This window comes from Pedobacter sp. 05L430 (assembly GCF_056397585.1).
This window is the reverse complement of sequence record NZ_JBFTNT010000063.1, coordinates 1-19,225: the sequence shown is the minus strand read 5'-3', so window position 1 is coordinate 19,225 and position 19,225 is coordinate 1. Positions and strand designations below refer to the sequence as shown.

General features: G+C 41.7%; 14 protein-coding genes. 10 read left to right on the top strand and 4 right to left on the bottom strand.

Annotated elements, in window-relative coordinates; genetic code table 11:
* Nucleotides 1–3: 3 nt before the first annotated feature.
* From AC1DG9_RS11700 to AC1DG9_RS11690, 3 genes are read right to left on the bottom strand one after another with little or no spacing between them, the layout of a single operon-like run.
* The gene (locus AC1DG9_RS11700) at nucleotides 4–624 is read right to left on the bottom strand and encodes a glycoside hydrolase family protein (RefSeq protein ID WP_477634663.1); all 621 of its coding nucleotides are present in this window, start codon (nucleotides 622–624) and stop codon (nucleotides 4–6) included.
* Nucleotides 625–643: 19 nt separating this feature from the next.
* Entirely contained in the window at nucleotides 644–3,037 is a 2,394-nt protein-coding gene (locus AC1DG9_RS11695; RefSeq protein WP_288879123.1) for a glycoside hydrolase family 127 protein, read from the bottom strand.
* A gap of 1 nt (nucleotide 3,038) precedes the next feature.
* Nucleotides 3,039–5,021, bottom strand: a complete 1,983-nt coding sequence (locus tag AC1DG9_RS11690; protein WP_477634662.1) for an alpha-L-arabinofuranosidase C-terminal domain-containing protein — start codon at nucleotides 5,019–5,021, stop codon at nucleotides 3,039–3,041.
* A gap of 231 nt (nucleotides 5,022–5,252) precedes the next feature.
* Between AC1DG9_RS11690 and AC1DG9_RS11685 the strand changes: the two genes are divergently transcribed.
* The 9 genes from AC1DG9_RS11685 (at nucleotide 5,253) to bla (ending at nucleotide 15,855) form a co-directional block, all read left to right on the top strand.
* The gene (locus AC1DG9_RS11685; RefSeq protein ID WP_172660044.1) at nucleotides 5,253–5,960 is read left to right on the top strand and encodes an NUDIX hydrolase; all 708 of its coding nucleotides are present in this window, start codon (nucleotides 5,253–5,255) and stop codon (nucleotides 5,958–5,960) included.
* Between the two features lie 85 nt (nucleotides 5,961–6,045).
* The gene (locus tag AC1DG9_RS11680; protein ID WP_288879121.1) at nucleotides 6,046–7,746 is read left to right on the top strand and encodes a ribulokinase; all 1,701 of its coding nucleotides are present in this window, start codon (nucleotides 6,046–6,048) and stop codon (nucleotides 7,744–7,746) included.
* A complete protein-coding gene (locus AC1DG9_RS11675; RefSeq protein WP_172660042.1) occupies nucleotides 7,743–8,441 on the top strand; it encodes an L-ribulose-5-phosphate 4-epimerase in 699 nt (232 codons plus the stop codon). Before AC1DG9_RS11680 ends, AC1DG9_RS11675 begins: the two co-directional genes overlap by 4 nt.
* Nucleotides 8,442–8,445: 4 nt before the next feature.
* Complete coding sequence (locus tag AC1DG9_RS11670) at nucleotides 8,446–9,786, top strand: glycoside hydrolase family 27 protein (protein ID WP_477634661.1); 1,341 nt, start codon at nucleotides 8,446–8,448, stop codon at nucleotides 9,784–9,786.
* Between the two features lie 16 nt (nucleotides 9,787–9,802).
* Nucleotides 9,803–11,293, top strand: coding sequence for an L-arabinose isomerase (araA, locus tag AC1DG9_RS11665; protein WP_172660040.1), 1,491 nt, complete (start codon nucleotides 9,803–9,805; stop codon nucleotides 11,291–11,293).
* Nucleotides 11,294–11,365: 72 nt separating this feature from the next.
* Entirely contained in the window at nucleotides 11,366–13,051 is a 1,686-nt protein-coding gene (locus tag AC1DG9_RS11660; RefSeq protein WP_172660039.1) for a sodium/sugar symporter, read from the top strand.
* A gap of 134 nt (nucleotides 13,052–13,185) precedes the next feature.
* Entirely contained in the window at nucleotides 13,186–13,953 is a 768-nt protein-coding gene (locus AC1DG9_RS11655) for a helix-turn-helix domain-containing protein (protein WP_172660038.1), read from the top strand.
* A gap of 83 nt (nucleotides 13,954–14,036) precedes the next feature.
* Entirely contained in the window at nucleotides 14,037–14,945 is a 909-nt protein-coding gene (locus tag AC1DG9_RS11650) for a haloalkane dehalogenase (RefSeq protein ID WP_337716763.1), read from the top strand.
* Between the two features lie 46 nt (nucleotides 14,946–14,991).
* Nucleotides 14,992–15,855 carry a subclass B3 metallo-beta-lactamase gene (bla, locus tag AC1DG9_RS11645; RefSeq protein ID WP_337716761.1) on the top strand — a complete coding sequence of 288 codons (864 nt, stop codon included), beginning with the start codon at nucleotides 14,992–14,994 and terminating at the stop codon, nucleotides 15,853–15,855.
* A 27-nt stretch (nucleotides 15,856–15,882) separates the two neighbouring features.
* On the opposite strand, the gene AC1DG9_RS11640 is transcribed toward bla, so the two are convergent.
* Nucleotides 15,883–18,315 (bottom strand): TonB-dependent receptor domain-containing protein, encoded by a 2,433-nt coding sequence (locus AC1DG9_RS11640; protein ID WP_337716759.1) that lies wholly within the window; start codon nucleotides 18,313–18,315, stop codon nucleotides 15,883–15,885.
* Between the two features lie 148 nt (nucleotides 18,316–18,463).
* On the opposite strand from AC1DG9_RS11640, the gene AC1DG9_RS11635 reads away from it, so the two are divergent.
* Nucleotides 18,464–19,225, top strand: a 762-nt coding sequence (locus tag AC1DG9_RS11635) for a DUF2652 domain-containing protein (protein WP_477634660.1), incomplete at its 3' end; no start/stop codon positions are given.

The following is a 19,225-nucleotide window of genomic DNA, read 5'->3' as shown; positions in this document are numbered from 1 at the left end:
GTCTCAATCAATGCAGGGACCATTTGTCGGGCTGAAGAAGAGTTGTTTTGGCTCAGTCTCCAGATCCGTAAAATCCTTATTAGCATACGCCCAATAAATGATATCAGGACCTGCTCCATGTTTCATCGACCAATAGATCATATACTTGTCTGCTTCTTTATCGTATATAGTTTGAGGTGCCCATACACGTAATAAGCTGTCCTGATTAGGGAAACGTTTCTGGATATTGACAATACTTGAAGTCCAGTTAACCAGATCGGCAGATTTCAACAATACCATTGCCCTATTAGAATCCCAACCTTTTGCAGCCACCATATCGGTAACCACCATATAGAAGGTCTTACCATCGGCTCCACGCAAAATGTGCGGATCACGTACACCTCCGGTAGAACTTATTACTGCCGAACTGATCACAGGTTTATCAGCATTTAGCGCACGGTAGGTATAACCATCGTTGCTTAAGGCAAACCTGATGGATTCCTCCGTTCCGTTATTTCCTGTAAAATAGGTAAAAAGGTAAGCCGTTTTTTTCGATTGCTGGGCAGAGGTGGTCCTTAAATTTATGATAAGCACCATGGTACCGAGCACCAGTGCGCGTAGACAATAACTGATTTGTATATTCATTTGTGGTTCATTTATGTTATTATTTTTTCACCAACCGCAATTCGTAGATGCCCGCGGTCTCTGAGCCATCCTCTGCAACAAATTTAACTCTTAATTTTGAAGAAGACGTTTTTAGCATTTCCTGAGGAATGATGTAGTCTACCTCATAAAATTTGTCGCCCACGCTACCGTCCAGGCTCACTGAAGCCAGCAATTGGTCGTTCATCAATATCTTAAATCTCCGGTTCTTATCCCCTCCGTAGTAGGTCAGTCGCAGACAGTGGGCTTCCTTATTTTGGTCTGTCAGTTCATAGCTGAACCAACCTTTGGCAGTACGCCAGTGTCGATCCTGGAACACCCCATTACTAGTCTGCTCTGCTTTAAAAAAATGATCAGACTCCGGTTGTTGTTCGCCCGGAAACACCATATCTATAGTAACGCGGGCAAGTTCATCGGCAATCCGTTGTTGTTCAGCCATTTTCTTCTTTAAAGCCTCCAACCCTGCTTTCGTTTCCACCTGCCAGTAAACAACATACCTGGAATCGTGAAGCTTGTAAAAAGGTGTCAGTTCCAACGTCTTGTATTGCTCGGGATAAATAAGATCGGATGCTGTAAATGTCAAAGCTTTGCCCTTCACCGGCTTGATCAACGAATCCTTATTCTGTCCATCATGAACAAACATCGGCATGTCCTGCAAGGGATATTGTTTTCCTGATGCAATATGCCCCATCCGGCTTTCATCAGCAAATAAACCCTTTAAATTGGCAGTATCTGTTTTGGCAGCAAGCAGAACAGGCCCATGCAGCACCGCCGCATAGTTCGATCCATCCGGCAGTTGTTCGGTATAAGTCTTCATCGGAAGCAACAGTTCCACCCGATCGCCCTTTTTCCAGGCCCTTGTGAGAGAAATATAGCCCCCTGGCGTTGCATTAGCAGCCACTGCTTTTCCATTCACCAACACCTGCATCGCTCCTTCCGGAACCCATACAGGATACCTGACTTTCAAGGTAAAACGGCTCGCTTTTCCGCTGGTCATCGTAAAAGTTGTTTTTTCTGATTCCGGAAATTGAGTCTGCTGCTCAAAACTTAGTCCTTTCTCTTTCCAGTTTAAACTGGAAGGGATAAATAGATTCAGGTACAGTATATCATCCTGAAACGCATAGATCAACTCATTGTATTTGGCATGATTTTCTAAACCTGAGCCTACGCAACACCAAAAACTCGTTTCAGGCTGGGAATACACCCGGTAATGTCCAGGTCTCATAGGAGTGAAATAGACAAATCCTCCTTTGTCTGGATGTTGTGAGGATAAAATATGGTTGTAAACGGTACGTTCGTAATAATCTATATAACCAGCAAGCCCCTCTGACTCATAAAATAGTTTTGTAAGTTTGAGCATATTGTAGCTGTTACAAGTTTCTGGTCCTTCTACACTATTGATCATTCCCGAAAAGTCGTTTAGTGGATTAAAGTGTTCCCTCACACTATTACCTCCATTCGCTACTGTCCGATGGTGTACCACTTCATTCCAAAAGAACGAAGCTGCTTTTTGGTAGATACTATCTTTATTCAGATCAGCTATGCGCTTGAATCCGATTACCTTTGGTATTTGTGTATTGGCATGAATCCCATTCAACTGATCTTTACCCTGAGCCAATGGATCCAGGATGGAATGATCGGAAAACTGATAAGCCAATTTTAGGTATTTCTGATCTCCAGTGATTTCATATACATCGGCCAGTACTTCATTGATGCCCCCATGCTCGGACTTCAGCATTTGCTGAATCTGCTGGTCATTCAATTTAGAAGTTAACCAAACAAACCAATCGCTGTATTTGATCAGCATTTTTTTTGCATCAACATCGCCTGTATACAGATAAGCATCACGCAATCCGGCAAGTATCTTATGGATATTGTAAAGTGGTACCCATTTACCATTGAGGCTAAAAGTTCCGGCGTCTATTTTTCCCCGGGCTATTTCTTCCCATAGTTTGACGCTGCCAGGCACCCCGCCGATGTAGCCTGTCGGACTCGCATCCTGACATTTCTTTAGTTGCGACAGCATATATTTGAGCCGCTTTTCTATCCTTTGATCGCCAGTAGCGGCATACATCAGCGACAGTGCAGTCAAATAATGTCCACCTATATGTCCATCCAACCCGGTATTTTCCCAATTAGGATAACTTTGTACATTTGGCTTTAATCCTGCTTCTCTCAGATAAGGCATCAATAACCGGTCGACATCCAGTGCCAGCATATAATGCAGGTCTGTCTCTTGTGCTTGCTTAAAAACACCATTCAGCAACCTTACCTCTTGTGATTTAAACAGCTTGAAAGGATACTTTTGCTGTGCAGGTAACAGGCTCCAGGAAATACTAAGCGACAAGCAGACACCATACTTCAAAAACCTTCGAATTGTTTGCTTACCAGTCATTTTATTTATAACTAACCTTCAACATGACAAATGAATTTGCAGGCAATTTCAGTGCGGCAGTTTTCCCTTTTAATTTGAGTGCAGCTTGTGTAGGAGCAATCGCTAAGGGTTTATCGATCGTGTTTTGATCAGTCAAATGGCCTTTTAATACAGTCAACTGAGCCTCACTTCCTACTAATTTTAAACCCTCAAAAGAAACTTGCTTGTTCTGTTCAGTATCTCTGGTGTTGACCAGCTTCACGATCAGTTCTTTCTTCATACTGTCGACCACTGCCGATACATACAAACCATCCAGACCAGAAACTGACTTTCCTGCTGCTAATGCAGAAGCAACCTGAGTCCCTTTGTTGGTAGAAAACAACTTTTGAACGTAGTAATTTGGTGTACCGTAAATATTCATATTGTCTACCCAAATTAAGTCAGGAGCCCACTGCCAACCTTCTGTATTAGCAAACAAAGGCGCATAAGAAGCCATATTTACTACGGCGGCATTACGCTCCAGCCCAGTCATAAAGGCTGCTTCGGCAATTGCCGCCTGCCAGATGTTTCGGTTACTTCCTGTAGTTTTTCCATCTATATGAGCAGCGTACTCACCTGCAAAAACCTTTGCTCCCTTACGATCGTAGCTGTCGTATCGGGAAGCATTTTTCAGAAACCATTCAGGAGAACGGTAATAATGTTCATCTATGATATCTGCCCCCATTGTACGCAGTTCTTTGTCCAGAAAATGAAACCGATCACTATCAGGATCTGTACCCGAACTGTAAATCAGGTTTATCTTTGGATATTTTGCTTTGATGGCCTTTTGAAAGGCTTTGGCGCGTTCAATATACTGCGGCCCCCAATTCTCATTGCCTACACCCAAATACTTCAAATTAAAAGGTTCAGCATGCCCCATTGATGCCCGGACCTTACCCCATTCCGATGAAGCATCACCATTAGCAAACYCAATCAGATCCAAAGCATCCTGTACATAAGGATCCAGCTGATCCAAAGGAACTACTTCGGCAGTATTGAATTGACATGCCATTCCACAGTTCAGAATTGGCAATGGCTCAGCCCCTATATCTTCTGCCAATTGGAAATATTCAAAAAAGCCCAGTCCAAAGGTTTGAAAGTAATCAGGTGAAGGGCGATGTGCGAACTCCGTATTCCAGCGATTCATGATTAACTGACGCTCCTCTATTGGCCCTATTGTTTTCTTCCACTGATACCTGTTGGCCAGATCGGTTCCTTCTACAATACAACCACCCGGAAAGCGGATGAAACCTGGCTTCATGTCTGCCAACATCTGTATCATATCTGCACGCATGCCTTTCTTACGACCCTTCCAGGTATCTGCAGGAAATAAAGAAATCATATCCATATCCAATACCCCATTCCCTTCAAACCAAATGTTCATCTTAGCTTTTGCTGCTGTAGTACCAGCTTTAAAATTCACCTCTTGTTTCGCCCATTTCCCTGATATATCAGTCGGTTTTAATACACCAGTTCCTAATATATTATTCTGTTCATCTACCAATTCTACATGCAATGTGATTCCTGGACTCTGCTGTCTGTACATCAGGGAAAACTCATATTCAAGGTCTTTTTTTATACCCATCCCACCTTTGAATCCCTCATTGGTTAACCCGGCCTGTCCTTTTGCAGCATCTTTTATAGTCGCTCTAAGAAATCTTGGATTAGCGAGCTGAGCATCTTGTCTGTTCAGCACAAGCAGGTCGCCCTCTTTGATCTTATCGCCTTTTACAGACCACCCCATCAATGGCTTTAAAAATTCAAAAGACCGGTTCTTTACCATTTCGGCATAGATCCCACCATCGGCTCCCATGTTAATGTCTTCAAAGAAAACGCCCCACATAGTTGGTGATATTTTTCCCTCAGACTTAGCCGCATTGACCACAATAACATCATCTTGTTGTGCACTCGCCCTAAAAAAAGTCCCCGCAATGAGCAGAGCGATTAAATTGCTTTTGTATTTCATCTTAACCGAAATTGAAAAAAATTTATACTTGGTTATCATATCTTGTTTATCAGATTGTCTTCACTGAAGAAGTCCCGGGATTTTCAGCTCAGTTAAGGGCTAATGTAGGAATTTTAAATTAAACGTCAAATTAACGATTATTAATTTTGTAGCTTTGATAATTATTTTTATAAATTGCTTTCATAACTCAAGAAACCAAGTAAACTACTTTTGACAAACGATCCCCTCAACATGATAACCTATTCTGACCAAGTGCGCGTTCTGGTTGCAGTCGACTGCATCATCTTTGGCTTTGACGGCGACCAACTACAAATTTTATTGATTAAAAGAGGATTTCAACCAGCAAAAGATCAATGGAGCTTAATGGGTGGCTTTGTCGGAAAGAAAGAAACCCTGGACGGTGCAGCCGAACGCATCCTGTTTGAACTTACAGGACTAAAGGATGTTTATCTGGAACAGCTGAGCGCTTATGGAAACCCGGAACGAGACCCAATTGAACGTACCGTATCAGTAGCTTACTTTGCATTAATAGACATCAATACTTACAAAACACAGATCAGCGACAGGTATCATGCCGAATGGTTCCTCATCAATGAAGCCCCATCGCTTATCTTTGACCACAACAACATGGTTGAGGAAGCCCAAAAAAGGATCCGTTATAAAGCCGCACTTCACCCAATACTGTTTGAGCTAATGCCTACCAAATTCACCATCCCGCAATTACAGAATTTGTATGAACAGGTTTATAATGCCAAAATTGACAACCGGAATTTTATCCGCAAAGTCAACTCTACGGACTTACTAATCAAACTTACTGAAAAAGACAAGTCCAGTTCCAAACGTGGGGCTTTTTACTACACTCTGGATAAAACCAAATACAAAGCTAAATTCCAATCTTTTTTAAATTTCATACCCAACCCAGAGAATCTTATTAGCTGATAATCAAAATAATGTGAAATAAATTTCATAATAATTTTCTTTTGTTAAAAAAATAAACGTTAATTAGACGTTTATTATAGTTACTATGAATTTAACCAAATATGTCATCGGTGTTGATTACGGATCGGATTCTGTTCGCTCGGTAATTGTTAATACCGAAAATGGAGCAGAGGTATCCTCTTCAGTTTATTATTATAAAAGGTGGCAAAAAAACCTCTACTGTAAGCCATCATTAAATCAGTTCAGACAGCATCCACTTGACTACATCGAGGGATTGGAGCATACCATTAAAGAGTGTATCGCAAAAGCGGGTGGTACAGCAATAGCAGATTCCATAAAAGGAATTGCCGTAGATACTACAGGTTCTACTCCGGTAGCGGTTGACAAAACCGGAACACCCCTTGCCCTCACTCCTGGCTTTGAAGAAAATCCAAATGCCATGTTTGTATTGTGGAAAGATCATACAGGAATCAAAGAAGCAGCGCAGATTAATGAGCATGCCACAAAATTTAAAACAAACTATCTTAAATATGTGGGAGGAATCTACTCTTCAGAATGGTTCTGGGCAAAACTGCTTCATGTGTTAAGAGAAGATCCTGCTGTTCGTGACGCTACCTTTTCATGGGTGGAGCATTGTGACTGGATCCCTTTCTTGCTAACTGGAGGCGATGACGTCAGAAAAATGAAAAGGAGCCGCTGTGCAGCGGGACATAAAGCCCTTTGGGCAGAAGAGTTTAACGGCCTTCCGCCAAATGATTTTTTTAGTAAATTAGACCCCCTATTGTCTGGATTTACTGAAAGGCTATTTCAGGACACCTATACTTCAGACGAACCTGCTGGAAGATTAAGTGAGGAATGGGCCGAGAGATTAGGATTATCAACAGATGTAGTTGTTGGTGTAGGTGCTTTTGACGCACACATGGGTGCCGTTGGTGGACAGATATTACCATATCACCTTTGCAAAATCATGGGGACAAGTACCTGCGATATTCTTGTTGCCCCCTTGCAAGACCTGGAAGGCAAACTGGTAAAAGGCATTTGCGGACAGGTAAATGGCTCAGTTATCCCAGGAACAATGGGACTTGAAGCTGGTCAATCGGCTTTTGGTGATGTATATGCATGGTTCAAAAACTTAATCAGCTGGCCATTGAATCATCTGCTCACTGAATCTGCGTTAATCGATCAGGCTACAGCCGTTGCTTTAAAAGATGAACTGGAAGCAAAAATTATTTCCCGTCTAAGCGAACAGGCTGAACAATTAGGCGACGAAGATTACGCAGAGCTGGCCGTGGACTGGTTAAATGGAAGACGAACGCCTGATGCCAATCAAGAACTTAAAGGAGCCATAGCCGGTTTAAGTCTGGGAACCGACGCGCCAAAATTTTTCCGAGCCTTAGCTGCAGCAACCTGTTTTGGGGCAAAGAGTATCGTTGATAGGTTCGAAGACCAGGGTGTACCTGTAAAAGGAATAATTGGTATAGGCGGAGTAGCCCAAAAATCACCTTACATCATGCAGATGATGGCCGATGTATTAGAAATGCCAATAAAAATTCATCGATTTGAGCACACCTGCGCACTCGGAGCGGCCATGTTTGCTGCAGTAGCAGCCGGTATCCATCCAAATATTGAAACTGCAATGGAAGCAATGGGAACAGGATTCGAAGCAGAATACCAGCCCAATCTGAATAAACGAAGAATGTATCGCCAGCATTACCAGGAATATCTGGCTTTAGGTAGATATCTGGAGAAGTACAATAAGAGAGAAATCAAACCTTATGTATCATGAGCATTTATAAAATAATACGTGAAACTGCCTATGAGGCTAACATGGAATTACCAAGGCTAGGTCTTGTGTTATTCACTTTTGGAAATGTTAGCGCGGCCGACAGAGATGAAGGTGTTTTCGCTATCAAACCAAGCGGAGTGCCATACAAAGATCTTTCACCAGATAAAATGGTTATCGTTGATTTTGACGGAAATACTGTAGAAGGAACGCTCAGACCATCCTCTGATACCAAAACCCATGCTGTGTTATACAAACATTGGGAAGGAATCAATGGCATTGTACATACCCATTCAACCTATGCCACATCCTGGGCACAGGCGCAAATGGATATACCCATTTTTGGTACTACCCATGCCGATCACCTCACTGTGGATGTACCCTGTGCACCACCAATGAGTGATGAGATGATTAAAGGAAACTACGAATACGAAACGGGCTTTCAGATCATTAATCACTTTACTGAGCTCGGTTATAGTCATCATGAGGTTGAAATGATACTGGTGGGAAATCATGCTCCGTTTACCTGGGGTAAGACAGCAGAAAAAGCGGTATACAATAGTGCAGTACTGGAATCAATTGCACATATGGCCTTGCTAACAAGGCAAATCAATATGCATTCACCAAAATTAAAAGATGCATTAATAAAAAAGCATTTTGAACGTAAGCATGGCCCGGACAGTTATTATGGTCAGTAAAAAAATGATATTAACAGGGGGACTCCTGATTGGAGCCCTGATAGGCGTAAATGCACAGCAAAAAGACTTTCATGATTGGGCTAAGACGCCTCCTATGGGATGGAACAGCTGGGATTGCTTTGGCCCCACTGTAGTGGAATCTGAGGTGAAAAGCAATGCGGAATATATGTCTAAAAATCTGAAAGCTTTTGGATGGGAGTATGTGGTGGTAGACATTCGCTGGTATGTTGGAAACGACAAAGCGCATGGTTATAATGAGACGGATCCAGATTATGTACTGGATGAATACGGCAGATTTCAACCAGCAGTAAACCGCTTCCCTTCAGCAGCAGGCGGTAAAGGGTTTAAGCCCCTTGCCGACTACATTCATAAAAAGGGGTTGAAATTTGGTATTCACATCATGCGGGGCATTCCGATAGAGGCGGTAAAACGTAATCTGCCAATCATGGGGAGTAAGGCTACCGCCAAAGACATTTACAGCACAGATCTGCAATGTAAGTGGCTACATGACATGTACACTGTAGTGGCCGGACGTGATGGAGCACAAGAATATTACAACTCGCTATTTAAGCTATATGCATCGTGGGGTGTAGATTTCATTAAGGTGGATGACCTTTCCAGACCTTACCATACCGGAGAGGTAGAAATGATCCGTAAAGCAATCGCACTCACAGGTAGAAAGATCGTACTGAGTACTTCGCCGGGAGAAACACCTATGGCAAGTGCTTCCCATGTGCAGKGTCATGCCAATATGTGGCGCACAGTAGACGATTTTTGGGACAACTGGCCCATGTTGAAAGATCATTTTCATGTATTTGAGCGATGGAACAAATATCGCGCACCTGGTGCCTGGCCTGATGGAGACATGCTTCCTCTTGGGAAAATTGGAATTCGCGCAGAACGAGGAAATCCAAGAATGACGGCATTTACCAAAGATGAGCAATACACACTGATGACACTGTGGACGATATTCCGTTCCCCATTGATGTTTGGAGGTGACCTGCCAAGCAATGACGCCTTTACCCTTTCCCTATTAAACAACACAGAGGTGCTCAATATCCTAAACAACAGCACCAATAACAAACAATTGTTTCGTAATGAGGATGGAATCTGCTGGGTKGCAGATGATCCAAAAACTGGAGATAAATACGTCGCTTTGTTTAACCCGGGTGATGGCAATGAAGCAGCAAACATTTCTGTAAACTTGAATGACCTTGGATTTACCGGGGTCTGCAAAGTGAGAGATCTTTGGAGCAAGAGTAATAAGGGTAGGGCTAAAGGAACATATACAGCAACAATCAATAAACATGGAGCAGGTCTGTTCCGTATTTCAGCAATTAAGTAAAACACAGTATTAAGATATGATAAACTTAAAAGAATTAGAAATTTGGTTCATCACGGGTAGTCAGCACCTGTATGGAGAGGAGACGTTAAAGCAAGTAGCTGATCACGCAAAGCAAGTGGCATCCTCACTAGACGCTGCTCCGCAAATTCCCGTTAAAGTTGTTTATAAACCAATAGTAAAAACACCTGACGAGATATTTGAAACCTTGCAACAGGCCAACTTAACTACCAATTGCATTGGTGTAATCACATGGATGCATACTTTCTCACCTGCAAAAATGTGGATAAGAGGACTGAATATTCTTCAGAAGCCTTTATTACACCTACACACTCAATTCAACAGAGACATTCCCTGGGATACCATTGATATGGATTTCATGAACCTGAACCAGAGTGCACATGGAGATCGTGAATTTGGCTTTATTGTAACCAGGATGCGCAAAGATCGAAAAGTAGTGGTTGGACATTGGCAGGATCAGGAAGTATTAAGTGAAATTGATACCTGGACACGAGCCGCAGCTGGCTGGCATGACTGGCAAGGTGCTAAATTTGCGCGCTTTGGAGACAATATGCGCTATGTAGCCGTTACAGATGGCGACAAAGTAGAGGCTGAGCTCAAATTTGGCTTCCAGGTCAACACCTACGGCATCGGTGACCTTGTAGCCGTTATCAACAGCATTCCAGAGGAAGCTATCCAGGAGCTGTTAACAGAATATGAAGCAACCTACGTTATGGCAACTGACCTCCAGCGTGGCGGAGATAGACATGGTTCTGTTTATGAAGCTGCAAAGATAGAACTGGGTCTTAAGAAATTCCTGGAAGACGGCGGCTTTAAAGGCTTTAGTGATACCTTTGAAGATCTGCACGGTATGATTCAGCTACCGGGTATTGCTGCACAGCGATTAATGGCGGCAGGATATGGATTTGCCGGAGAAGGCGATTGGAAAACCGCTGCACTAGTACGTGCTTGTAAAGTAATGGGTGCCGGATTACCTGGGGCAAACGCCTTTATGGAGGACTATACCTACCACTTTGACCCTGCTAATTCAATGGTATTGGGCTCTCACATGCTGGAAGTAGATGCATCGTTGGCCAACGAAAAACCAAGACTTGAAGTACATCCCCTTGGTATCGGCGGGAAAGCAGATCCTGCCAGACTAGTATTCACTGTAGCCGGTGGAAATGCACTCAATGCTTCAATTATCGATATGGGTAACCGCTTTAGACTACTCGTAAACGAGGTAGAAGCAGTGGAACCCAAGCATAAGTTACCAAAGCTCCCTGTAGCACAGGTTTTATGGAAGCCGCTCCCTGATATGAAGACTGGCTGTGCAGCCTGGATCTACGCCGGAGGTGCACACCATACTGCATACAGTCAGAATCTGACAACAGCGCATTTACTGGATTTTGCAAACATTGCAGGTATAGAATACGTAAACATTGGAGCTGATACCAGGATCAACCAGTTCAGAAACGAACTTCAATGGAATGAAATCTTTTATAAATAAGGAAGATGTGCCGGATAAACGTAATTTACCGGCACATTAACCATTTGCTCAAACCAACCAAATAAGACCAATATGAACAACAATTTAGTAACTACAGATTATGTAGTTTTCATCATCTACTTTTTAATCGTCTCCGGTTATGGATATTTTATCTATCGCCAGCGTAAAAAGAATGAGCATGATGCCAAAGCATTCTTTCTAGCAGAAGGAACACTCACCTGGTGGGCTATTGGGGCCTCCCTTATTGCCTCCAACATTTCTGCCGAGCAATTTATTGGAATGAGTGGTGAGGGTTTTTTTCTTGGTATTGCAGTGGCCGCATACGAGTGGATTGCAGCAATCGCACTTATTATTGTAGCCGTATGGTTCATCCCGGTCTATCTTAAGAACAAGATCTACACCATGCCTCAATTTCTAAAGACCAGGTACAATGAGTCGGTAGCATTAATCATGGCCATTTTCTGGCTGTTTTTATATGTGTTTGTAAACCTAACGTCCATTCTTTATTTGGGTGCAGTGGCCATTAACGGGCTCACAGGTGGAGATTACCTGCATGTGATTATGATCGGGCTTGCGGTATTTGCACTGATCATCTCTTTAGGGGGAATGAAAGTAGTTGCCTATACCGACGTAATCCAGGTGGCGGTATTGATTTTTGGTGGATTAGTAACCACATACATCGCACTGACTGTTGTGGGCGAGAAGTTCGGTGTTGGAGCAAATGCCATTGCCGGTTTCAATGTTTTAATGGAACAGGCTCCAGAGCATTTCAAAATGATCATCCCTAAACCTACCGCAGAATCCACCCAAAATGAGATCAGCAAATACCTGACTTTCCCGGGACTAGCTTCTTACGTAGCTGGTATCTGGATCATCAACCTCAATTATTGGGGATGTAACCAGTATATCACTCAGCGCGCACTTGGTGCAGATCTGCAAACCGCAAGAACGGGAATACTTTTCGCTGGCCTTTTGAAGCTGATGATGCCATTGATCGTGATGTTGCCGGGTATTGCAGCCTATGTATTGTACAAAGGCGGGCACCTGCCTCAATTGATCGGTGGCAAAGATGGTGCATATTCAGCCATTCTTACCTTTTTACCTACAGGTCTTAAAGGGCTATCCGTAGCTGCACTTACCGCAGCTATTGTAGCCTCACTTGCTGGTAAAGTAAACAGTATCTCCACAATCTTTACACTCGATATTTATGCAAAATATTTCAAGAAAGGTACAGAAGAAAAGAACCTCGTATTAGTTGGCAGATCAACAGTATTTATAGGTATGATTCTGGCAGTTCTCTTTACCTGGAACGATTTATTAGGCATTGGTGGTGAAGGTGGTTTTACTTTCATTCAGAAATATACTGGCTTCATTAGTCCGGGTGTATTTGCCATGTTTATTCTTGGTATGTTCTGGAAAAGAACCACTGGTAGTGCGGCCATCGCCGGGGTATTGGCAGGTTTCCTGTTTTCGGTATTCTTTAACGAAATGGCACCGAGTCTGCTGGGTAACGATACTTTCTTATATACGGCCTACCCTAATGGCAAAGGTGGTTTTGAAATTCCATTCCATATCTGCATGGGTCTTTCTTTCTTCTTTACTATGGCCATTATGATTGTAATGAGTTTGGCTGGTCCTAAAGTAAATCCTAAAGCATTTGAACTGGATAAATCCATGTTCAAAGTTTCTCCATCTACATTGGCTCTGATTGTGATAACGCTCCTGATCATTGCTGCATTATATGTAAAATTCTGGTAGGTTATACTAAGCTGGCCATGTAACTTTATAAAATGAGGGAGTATCATAATTTATGATACTCCCTCATTTTATAAAGTTACATCGATCCGTAATAAGATCCAGGCAAAGAGTTATATTTGGTTATAGCAAACGTAATGAAAGTTCATCAATTTCTTCCATCCGATGTGCTTAAGCCTTTTGTAAACCGCTTTTTGGTTACAGAAAGTGAAGGTGATTTAACCAGGCAATTATTACCTGGTACCGCGCCTGTTATGGCATTACGTTTTAAAGGCGCAATATACCTAAACAATAGCCACAATAATCTGGGATTTGGGATTACTGGAATGTCTAAAGTTGCACGCCCGGTATACTATACCTCCGGCTCAGCAGTACTACTGGTGCTTTTCAATGAAGGCGGTGCCACAGCTTTTATAAACACTCCCCTAAACGAATTTTTGGGGCTGACCACAAATCTCGACACCGTATTTCCCATTGGACAGGTTCAGCGACTTGAAGAAAACCTGGAAACGATTCAAACGCATGCCGAACGTATAGCCGCAGTAGAAACCTTTCTGATCACACAACTTAAAAGAAATGGTAAAGATCCTATGATCAGTAAGGCTGTTGATATCATCAAATCCACAAGCGGTAATTATAAAATAAAAGATCTTGCCGCTACACTGAACATCAACATCGATTCTTTCGAAAAGCGTTTCCGCAGCCAGATAGGTACCTCTCCTAAACACTTCTCATCCATCATCAGAATCCGTTCCGTCATCAGCACTTACCAATCTCATCAAAATCTTACTGCAGTTTCACAGGAAACTGGATTCTTCGATCAAGCCCATTTCAATAGGGATTTCAAGACATTTACAGGCGAAAGCCCTGGTCAGTTCTTTAAAAAAGGCCTCCCGAAATGGTGAATCCCGAAATAGGATAAAACTTGATTTTGTACAATTTTTGATTTTCAGTGTAGCATAATTTTGTATTATTAAATTACCAGCACATGAAACATTTACCTTTAATTATCGCTATTACCAGCGCCCTCACATCACAGGCATCCGAAAAAAAACACGTCACCGTACTTGGAAAAGATATCGCTTATATAGAAACCGGAACTGGTGATCCTATTGTATTTTTACACGGCAATCCCACTTCATCTTATGTATGGAGAAACATCATTCCACAGGTATCCAACTTAGGGCGCTGTATCGCTCCTGATCTAATTGGGATGGGCGATTCAGAAAAGATTTCAGATCCGAAATCACACACTTTCGCCGAAAACAGTCGATATCTGGATGCTTTCTACGAAAAACTTGGAATTAAAAAGAACATAACATTTGTAGTTCATGATTGGGGTTCAGCATTGGCATTCTACTGGGCAAGCAGACATCCTAATGCCGTTAAAGGGATCGCGTTTATGGAATCTATTACCGTTCCCTACAAATGGGAACAGATGCCTCCAAAAGGAAAGGAAATCTTTCAGGCCCTACGCTCTCCTGAAGGTGAAAAAATGATACTCGAGGAAAACTCATTTCTTGAAGTTAACATCCCCTTATCGCACATAAATCCACTAACAAAAGAAGAACACGATGAATACCGCAGGCCCTTTGTTGTACCTGGAGAATCACGGCGACCAATGCTATCCTGGGCACGTCAACTCCCCTTTGATGCAGAACCAAATGCATTTACATCTGTAGCTACCAGGTATACGGCTTGGCTAAAGAAAAGCGCGGTACCAAAACTGTATATCGAGGCGAATCCCGGTATGAGCTCTCCCGATGCAAAACAGTTTTGCAACAGTCTGCCCAATACCACAAAAGTTGTCGTAAAGGGTCTTCATTATCCACAAGAAGACTCTCCAGTTCAGGTAGGTGCAGCTTTAGTGGCATGGCTTCAGGCTATTGGACTATGATGCTTTCAGAAGTATTTCCCATATATTAGCTTTAAAATCATTTCCTATGTTTAGACACTATTTCAATACTCTTACGGTTATTTTATTTTTTAGTTCTTTTCTTGCAACAGCTCAACAGGTAAAAGAACCAAAAGATACGCCAATAGAATGGTCTAAATCTTATCAGCCTTTTCGCATTGCCGGCAATTTATATTATGTGGGCACAGAAGATCTGGCCTGCTATCTCATTGTGACCCCAAAAGGGAATATCCTCATTAATACCGGGCTTGCCACTTCTCTGTCAGTGATTAAGGCAAATGTTGAAACCTTGGGTTTCAAATTTAATGATATCAAGATATTACTGACCACGCAGGCACACTATGACCATATGGGAGCTATGTCGGCAATTAAAAAAGCAACCGGAGCTAAATTTATGGTGGATGAAAAGGACGCCGCGGTTGCAGCGGATGGGGGCAGTTCAGATTATGCATTAGGAGGTCATGGACCTACTTATGAACCAATAAAAACTGATCGTTTATTGCATAATGGTGATACCGTGGGTTTGGATGATATGAAGCTGGTTATGCTCCATCATCCAGGTCATACAAAGGGTTCTTGTAGCTTCTTGTTCGATGTAAAAGACAAAGACCGGATTTATAAGGTCTTAATTGCCAATATGCCTACAATCGTGACGGAGAAAAAATTCTCCGAAGTAACTTCCTATCCTGAAATCGCTAAGGACTATGCTTATACAATAGGCGCCATGAAAAAGCTCACATTCGATATCTGGCTTTCCTCTCATGCCAGCCAGTTTGGGCTTTATAAGAAGCACAAAGCCGGTGGCGCTTATAATCCTAATGCTTTTATTGACAGGAAAGGATATGATAAAGTACTCCGGGATTTAGAAATTCAATTTTCCAAAAAAGACTGATTTTCGACCCGATAAGAAATTGGTGTTTTATTTCCCTCCCAGTCTTTTTTGTTCCGCGTCAAGCCCTGTCTGTCTGCTTCGTTCAGACTTAACACTGGTTTTTCCGAAACGATAGGTGAAAGTTAGCCTCACATTGGTCGAAGTACCCCATTGCTCAAGGTTATATACATTACCAGCCAGTGTGCTAAATACCCTGCCCCTCTGACTATGAAAAATATCACCAACTCCGAGTTTCAAATTACCATTCTGGTTTGGAAAACTGTAACGCAGGCCTGCATCAGCGGTCAGCATACTTTTCACTTTAAATCCTCCATCTATCTGTGCCGTACTGGCATATACTGAAGCGTCTGCACTGAAGAGCTTGTTTAGTGTAAAATTGTTCTGAGTATACAAACTGGCACTGAATTGCTTCGAATTAAGATCTGTTCCGTTAAGATCCGGTGCCTGGATTTGTTTATGATAACCAACAAGATTATTATTCAGGTTCCACCATTTACTTATTTTTACGGGGAAATTAAGCGTAAGTGATACCACATCATTAGAAGCAAGGTTAAGTACCGTCTGGTACATCGATTTTTTGGCTTCATTCTGTAATAAGATCTGTGTGATTACATCCGATGTATGTGAATAGGCAAACGCAACGCTATATTTTTGTTTCCATAAATAAGTCGCTTCAAAATTTGTAGAATATTCCGGTTTAAGGTTAGGATTACCCTCGTTGTAGGTATACTGATCAAGGTAAAAAATAAATGGATTAAGGTTCTGATAATTTGGTCTGTTAATCTTTCTCGAATAAGACACACTGGCAACATTATCCGCATCGAAATTTCGGCTAAATGTTAACGAAGGGAAAAAATCAGTATAGGTTCGCTTATTCAACTGATTTATTGTAACCGAATTACCTGTAGACTGAGTCCGTTCTGCACGAAGACCAGTTTGCACCGAGAATTTACCTGTACTGATGTTCAAAATCGCATAAGCAGCACTTACCTGTTCGTCGTACTTAAAGCGATTGCTACGGCTGTTGTCCTTTATCCACTCTCCATTAACATCATTCTCATAAACGAAATTGTTATCGCTTTTCACACTGGCTACCTTGATACCTGTTTCAAGCTTGAACACTTTATTAAGCGGTAATACATAATCTGCTTTAATGGCTTTAATGTTGATATCCGAAGGCGAAAAATTCCTATATATCTGTCCGTCCTTAAAAAAAGTTCCATCAGGAAGGAAAAAGCGATTTACAAAACTCGCTTTGTTATCCCCGTTAAATGTTGAGTAGTCTGCATCAATAGTAATTTCCTGCCCTGCGGTATCCAATATCCCCTTATAGTTGATATTGTACGAAAAATTCTTACGATCTGTTGAGTTTTTGCCCGGAGTTTGCAATATGGAATCTGGTTTTGCAAACGAATCGCCAATCGTAATTCTGCTAAAACCATTTTGATCAAATCCATTCAAATTACCCTTAAGCAAAACACCAATTGTATGGTTTTTGGTCAGAAAGAAATCTGTTCCAATTTTAAAATTATTCGACGCAAAAACTGAAGTATCCCTATTTCTCTGGCTAAAATACAATTGTTTTGAATTCATACCGGGAGTTACCCTGTCAATGGTAAGGTTCTCCTGAAAAGGCCATCTATTGTAGTCATAAGACCCAAATACATTAAAAAATTGCCTGCGATAGTTTAGGTTAATACCTGGGTTGGCTTGTAAACGTTTATTATAACCAACACCAAGCGTCAAATTACCATTAAAGCCAATGGCAAGACTTTTCTTTGTTTTGATGTTGATGATTCCACCCGTACTATTTGCATCATATCGCGCACCCGGATTGTTGATGATCTCGATACTTTCGATCTCAGAACTTGGCATAGACTTAAGCAAGCTTACTACTTCGGCGCTACTCAAATAAGTCTGTTTGCCGTCAATAGTTACCAGTACATTGCCTTTGCCGGCAAGAGAGATATTCTCATTATGATCAATGGTAACTCCCGGTGCCTTTCTGAGCACCTCCAGGCCATTAAGTCCGGCGGCAGAGGGTGTAGCCTCAATATTAAAAATCAGTTTATCCCCTTTTCGTTCCAAAACAGGCTTTGATGCTGTAATACTTACCTCATTTAATTTATTTGTGTTTTCTTTAAGCACAATTGCTGGCAGCTCATAAGTTGAACCCTTAAGTTCAAATACCGGTGTTTTCACTTTATTATAACCAACAAAAGTTGATAAAACATAATAAGCTCCCGGAACTGCTGGAAGATTAAACTTACCCTCTCCATCGGTCATCCCTGTGGTAACCAGTACAGAATCTTTGGCAGAATATAAAAGTACGCTTACCGAAGGCAGGGTTTGCTTGTCATCCCTAACCGTTCCGGTTATTTTGCCATTTTGTTGCGCTACAACTTCAAAAGGCAAAATATATAAGCATAAAAAGAATGCAAAAAGTAAATGTATTTTCATTATCGATGTGTGTATTTATAACAATAAGATGAATTCTACGCCAATAGGTTACGAAGAAATGTAAAATTCTTTTCGAAAGCTGTTTATCAAACATTAGATCTGCGCTGATGATTGCCTAATGATTTATTGTTTGTAACTTTAATATGAAATGGAAACAAAGGGTCTGCTTTTTATCCCTGACATTAGTGGCTTCACTCGATTTGTAACAGAATCAGAAATTAATCACAGCCGCATAATCATACAGGAATTGCTTGAATTGCTTATTAATGCAAATCAAATTGGTCTCGAAGTTTCCGAAATAGAAGGTGATGCCATTCTTTTTTACAAATTCGGAGAACCGCCGCAACTCAAAGAGCTGTACAAGCAGGTAGAGAAGATGTTTTGTCTGTTTCACAAGAACCTTATGACTTATGATCAAAGGAGGTATTGCCAGTGCAAGGCCTGTATTTCTGCTGCCAATCTTTCCTTAAAAGTAATTACACACTACGGTGAATTTGCCGGGTATAATGTAAAGAATTTCAGTAAACTGATTGGCAAAGATGTTATTGTTGCGCACCAGCTTTTGAAGAACGACATCGCACAACATGAATATTGGCTGGTAACCAAAGACCTTCTGGATAATCACCCACCGGCTGATTTTACAGACTGGATGAGTTGGACTGACAGTATGAAACAGACAGAAACGGGGGAAATACACTTTCATTACACTCAGCTGAGCCAATTAAAAAATGAAATACCTGATGACCCTTTACCTCCATTAGATCTTTCCGGAAAAAAGAAAACACACTCCGTATCAAGAGTATACGAAACCGACATCATTACTTTATTTCATGCCTCAGGTGCATTTGAATTTCGGCACCTCTGGTGGGAAGGCGTAGAAAAAATAGAGGCCCTTAATCACCTTTTACCA

What these genes read in the sequence shown, in the direction of transcription:
- AC1DG9_RS11700 (WP_477634663.1), bottom strand. Translation starts at nt 624, where the DNA reads ATGAATATACAAATCAGTTATTGTCTACGCGCACTGGTGCTCGGTACC.
- AC1DG9_RS11695 (WP_288879123.1), bottom strand. Translation starts at nt 3,037, where the DNA reads ATGACTGGTAAGCAAACAATTCGAAGGTTTTTGAAGTATGGTGTCTGC.
- AC1DG9_RS11685 (WP_172660044.1), top strand. Translation starts at nt 5,253, where the DNA reads ATGATAACCTATTCTGACCAAGTGCGCGTTCTGGTTGCAGTCGACTGC.
- AC1DG9_RS11680 (WP_288879121.1), top strand. Translation starts at nt 6,046, where the DNA reads ATGAATTTAACCAAATATGTCATCGGTGTTGATTACGGATCGGATTCT.
- AC1DG9_RS11675 (WP_172660042.1), top strand. Translation starts at nt 7,743, where the DNA reads ATGAGCATTTATAAAATAATACGTGAAACTGCCTATGAGGCTAACATG.
- araA (WP_172660040.1), top strand. Translation starts at nt 9,803, where the DNA reads ATGATAAACTTAAAAGAATTAGAAATTTGGTTCATCACGGGTAGTCAG.
- AC1DG9_RS11660 (WP_172660039.1), top strand. Translation starts at nt 11,366, where the DNA reads ATGAACAACAATTTAGTAACTACAGATTATGTAGTTTTCATCATCTAC.
- AC1DG9_RS11655 (WP_172660038.1), top strand. Translation starts at nt 13,186, where the DNA reads ATGAAAGTTCATCAATTTCTTCCATCCGATGTGCTTAAGCCTTTTGTA.
- AC1DG9_RS11650 (WP_337716763.1), top strand. Translation starts at nt 14,037, where the DNA reads ATGAAACATTTACCTTTAATTATCGCTATTACCAGCGCCCTCACATCA.
- bla (WP_337716761.1), top strand. Translation starts at nt 14,992, where the DNA reads ATGTTTAGACACTATTTCAATACTCTTACGGTTATTTTATTTTTTAGT.
- AC1DG9_RS11640 (WP_337716759.1), bottom strand. Translation starts at nt 18,315, where the DNA reads ATGAAAATACATTTACTTTTTGCATTCTTTTTATGCTTATATATTTTG.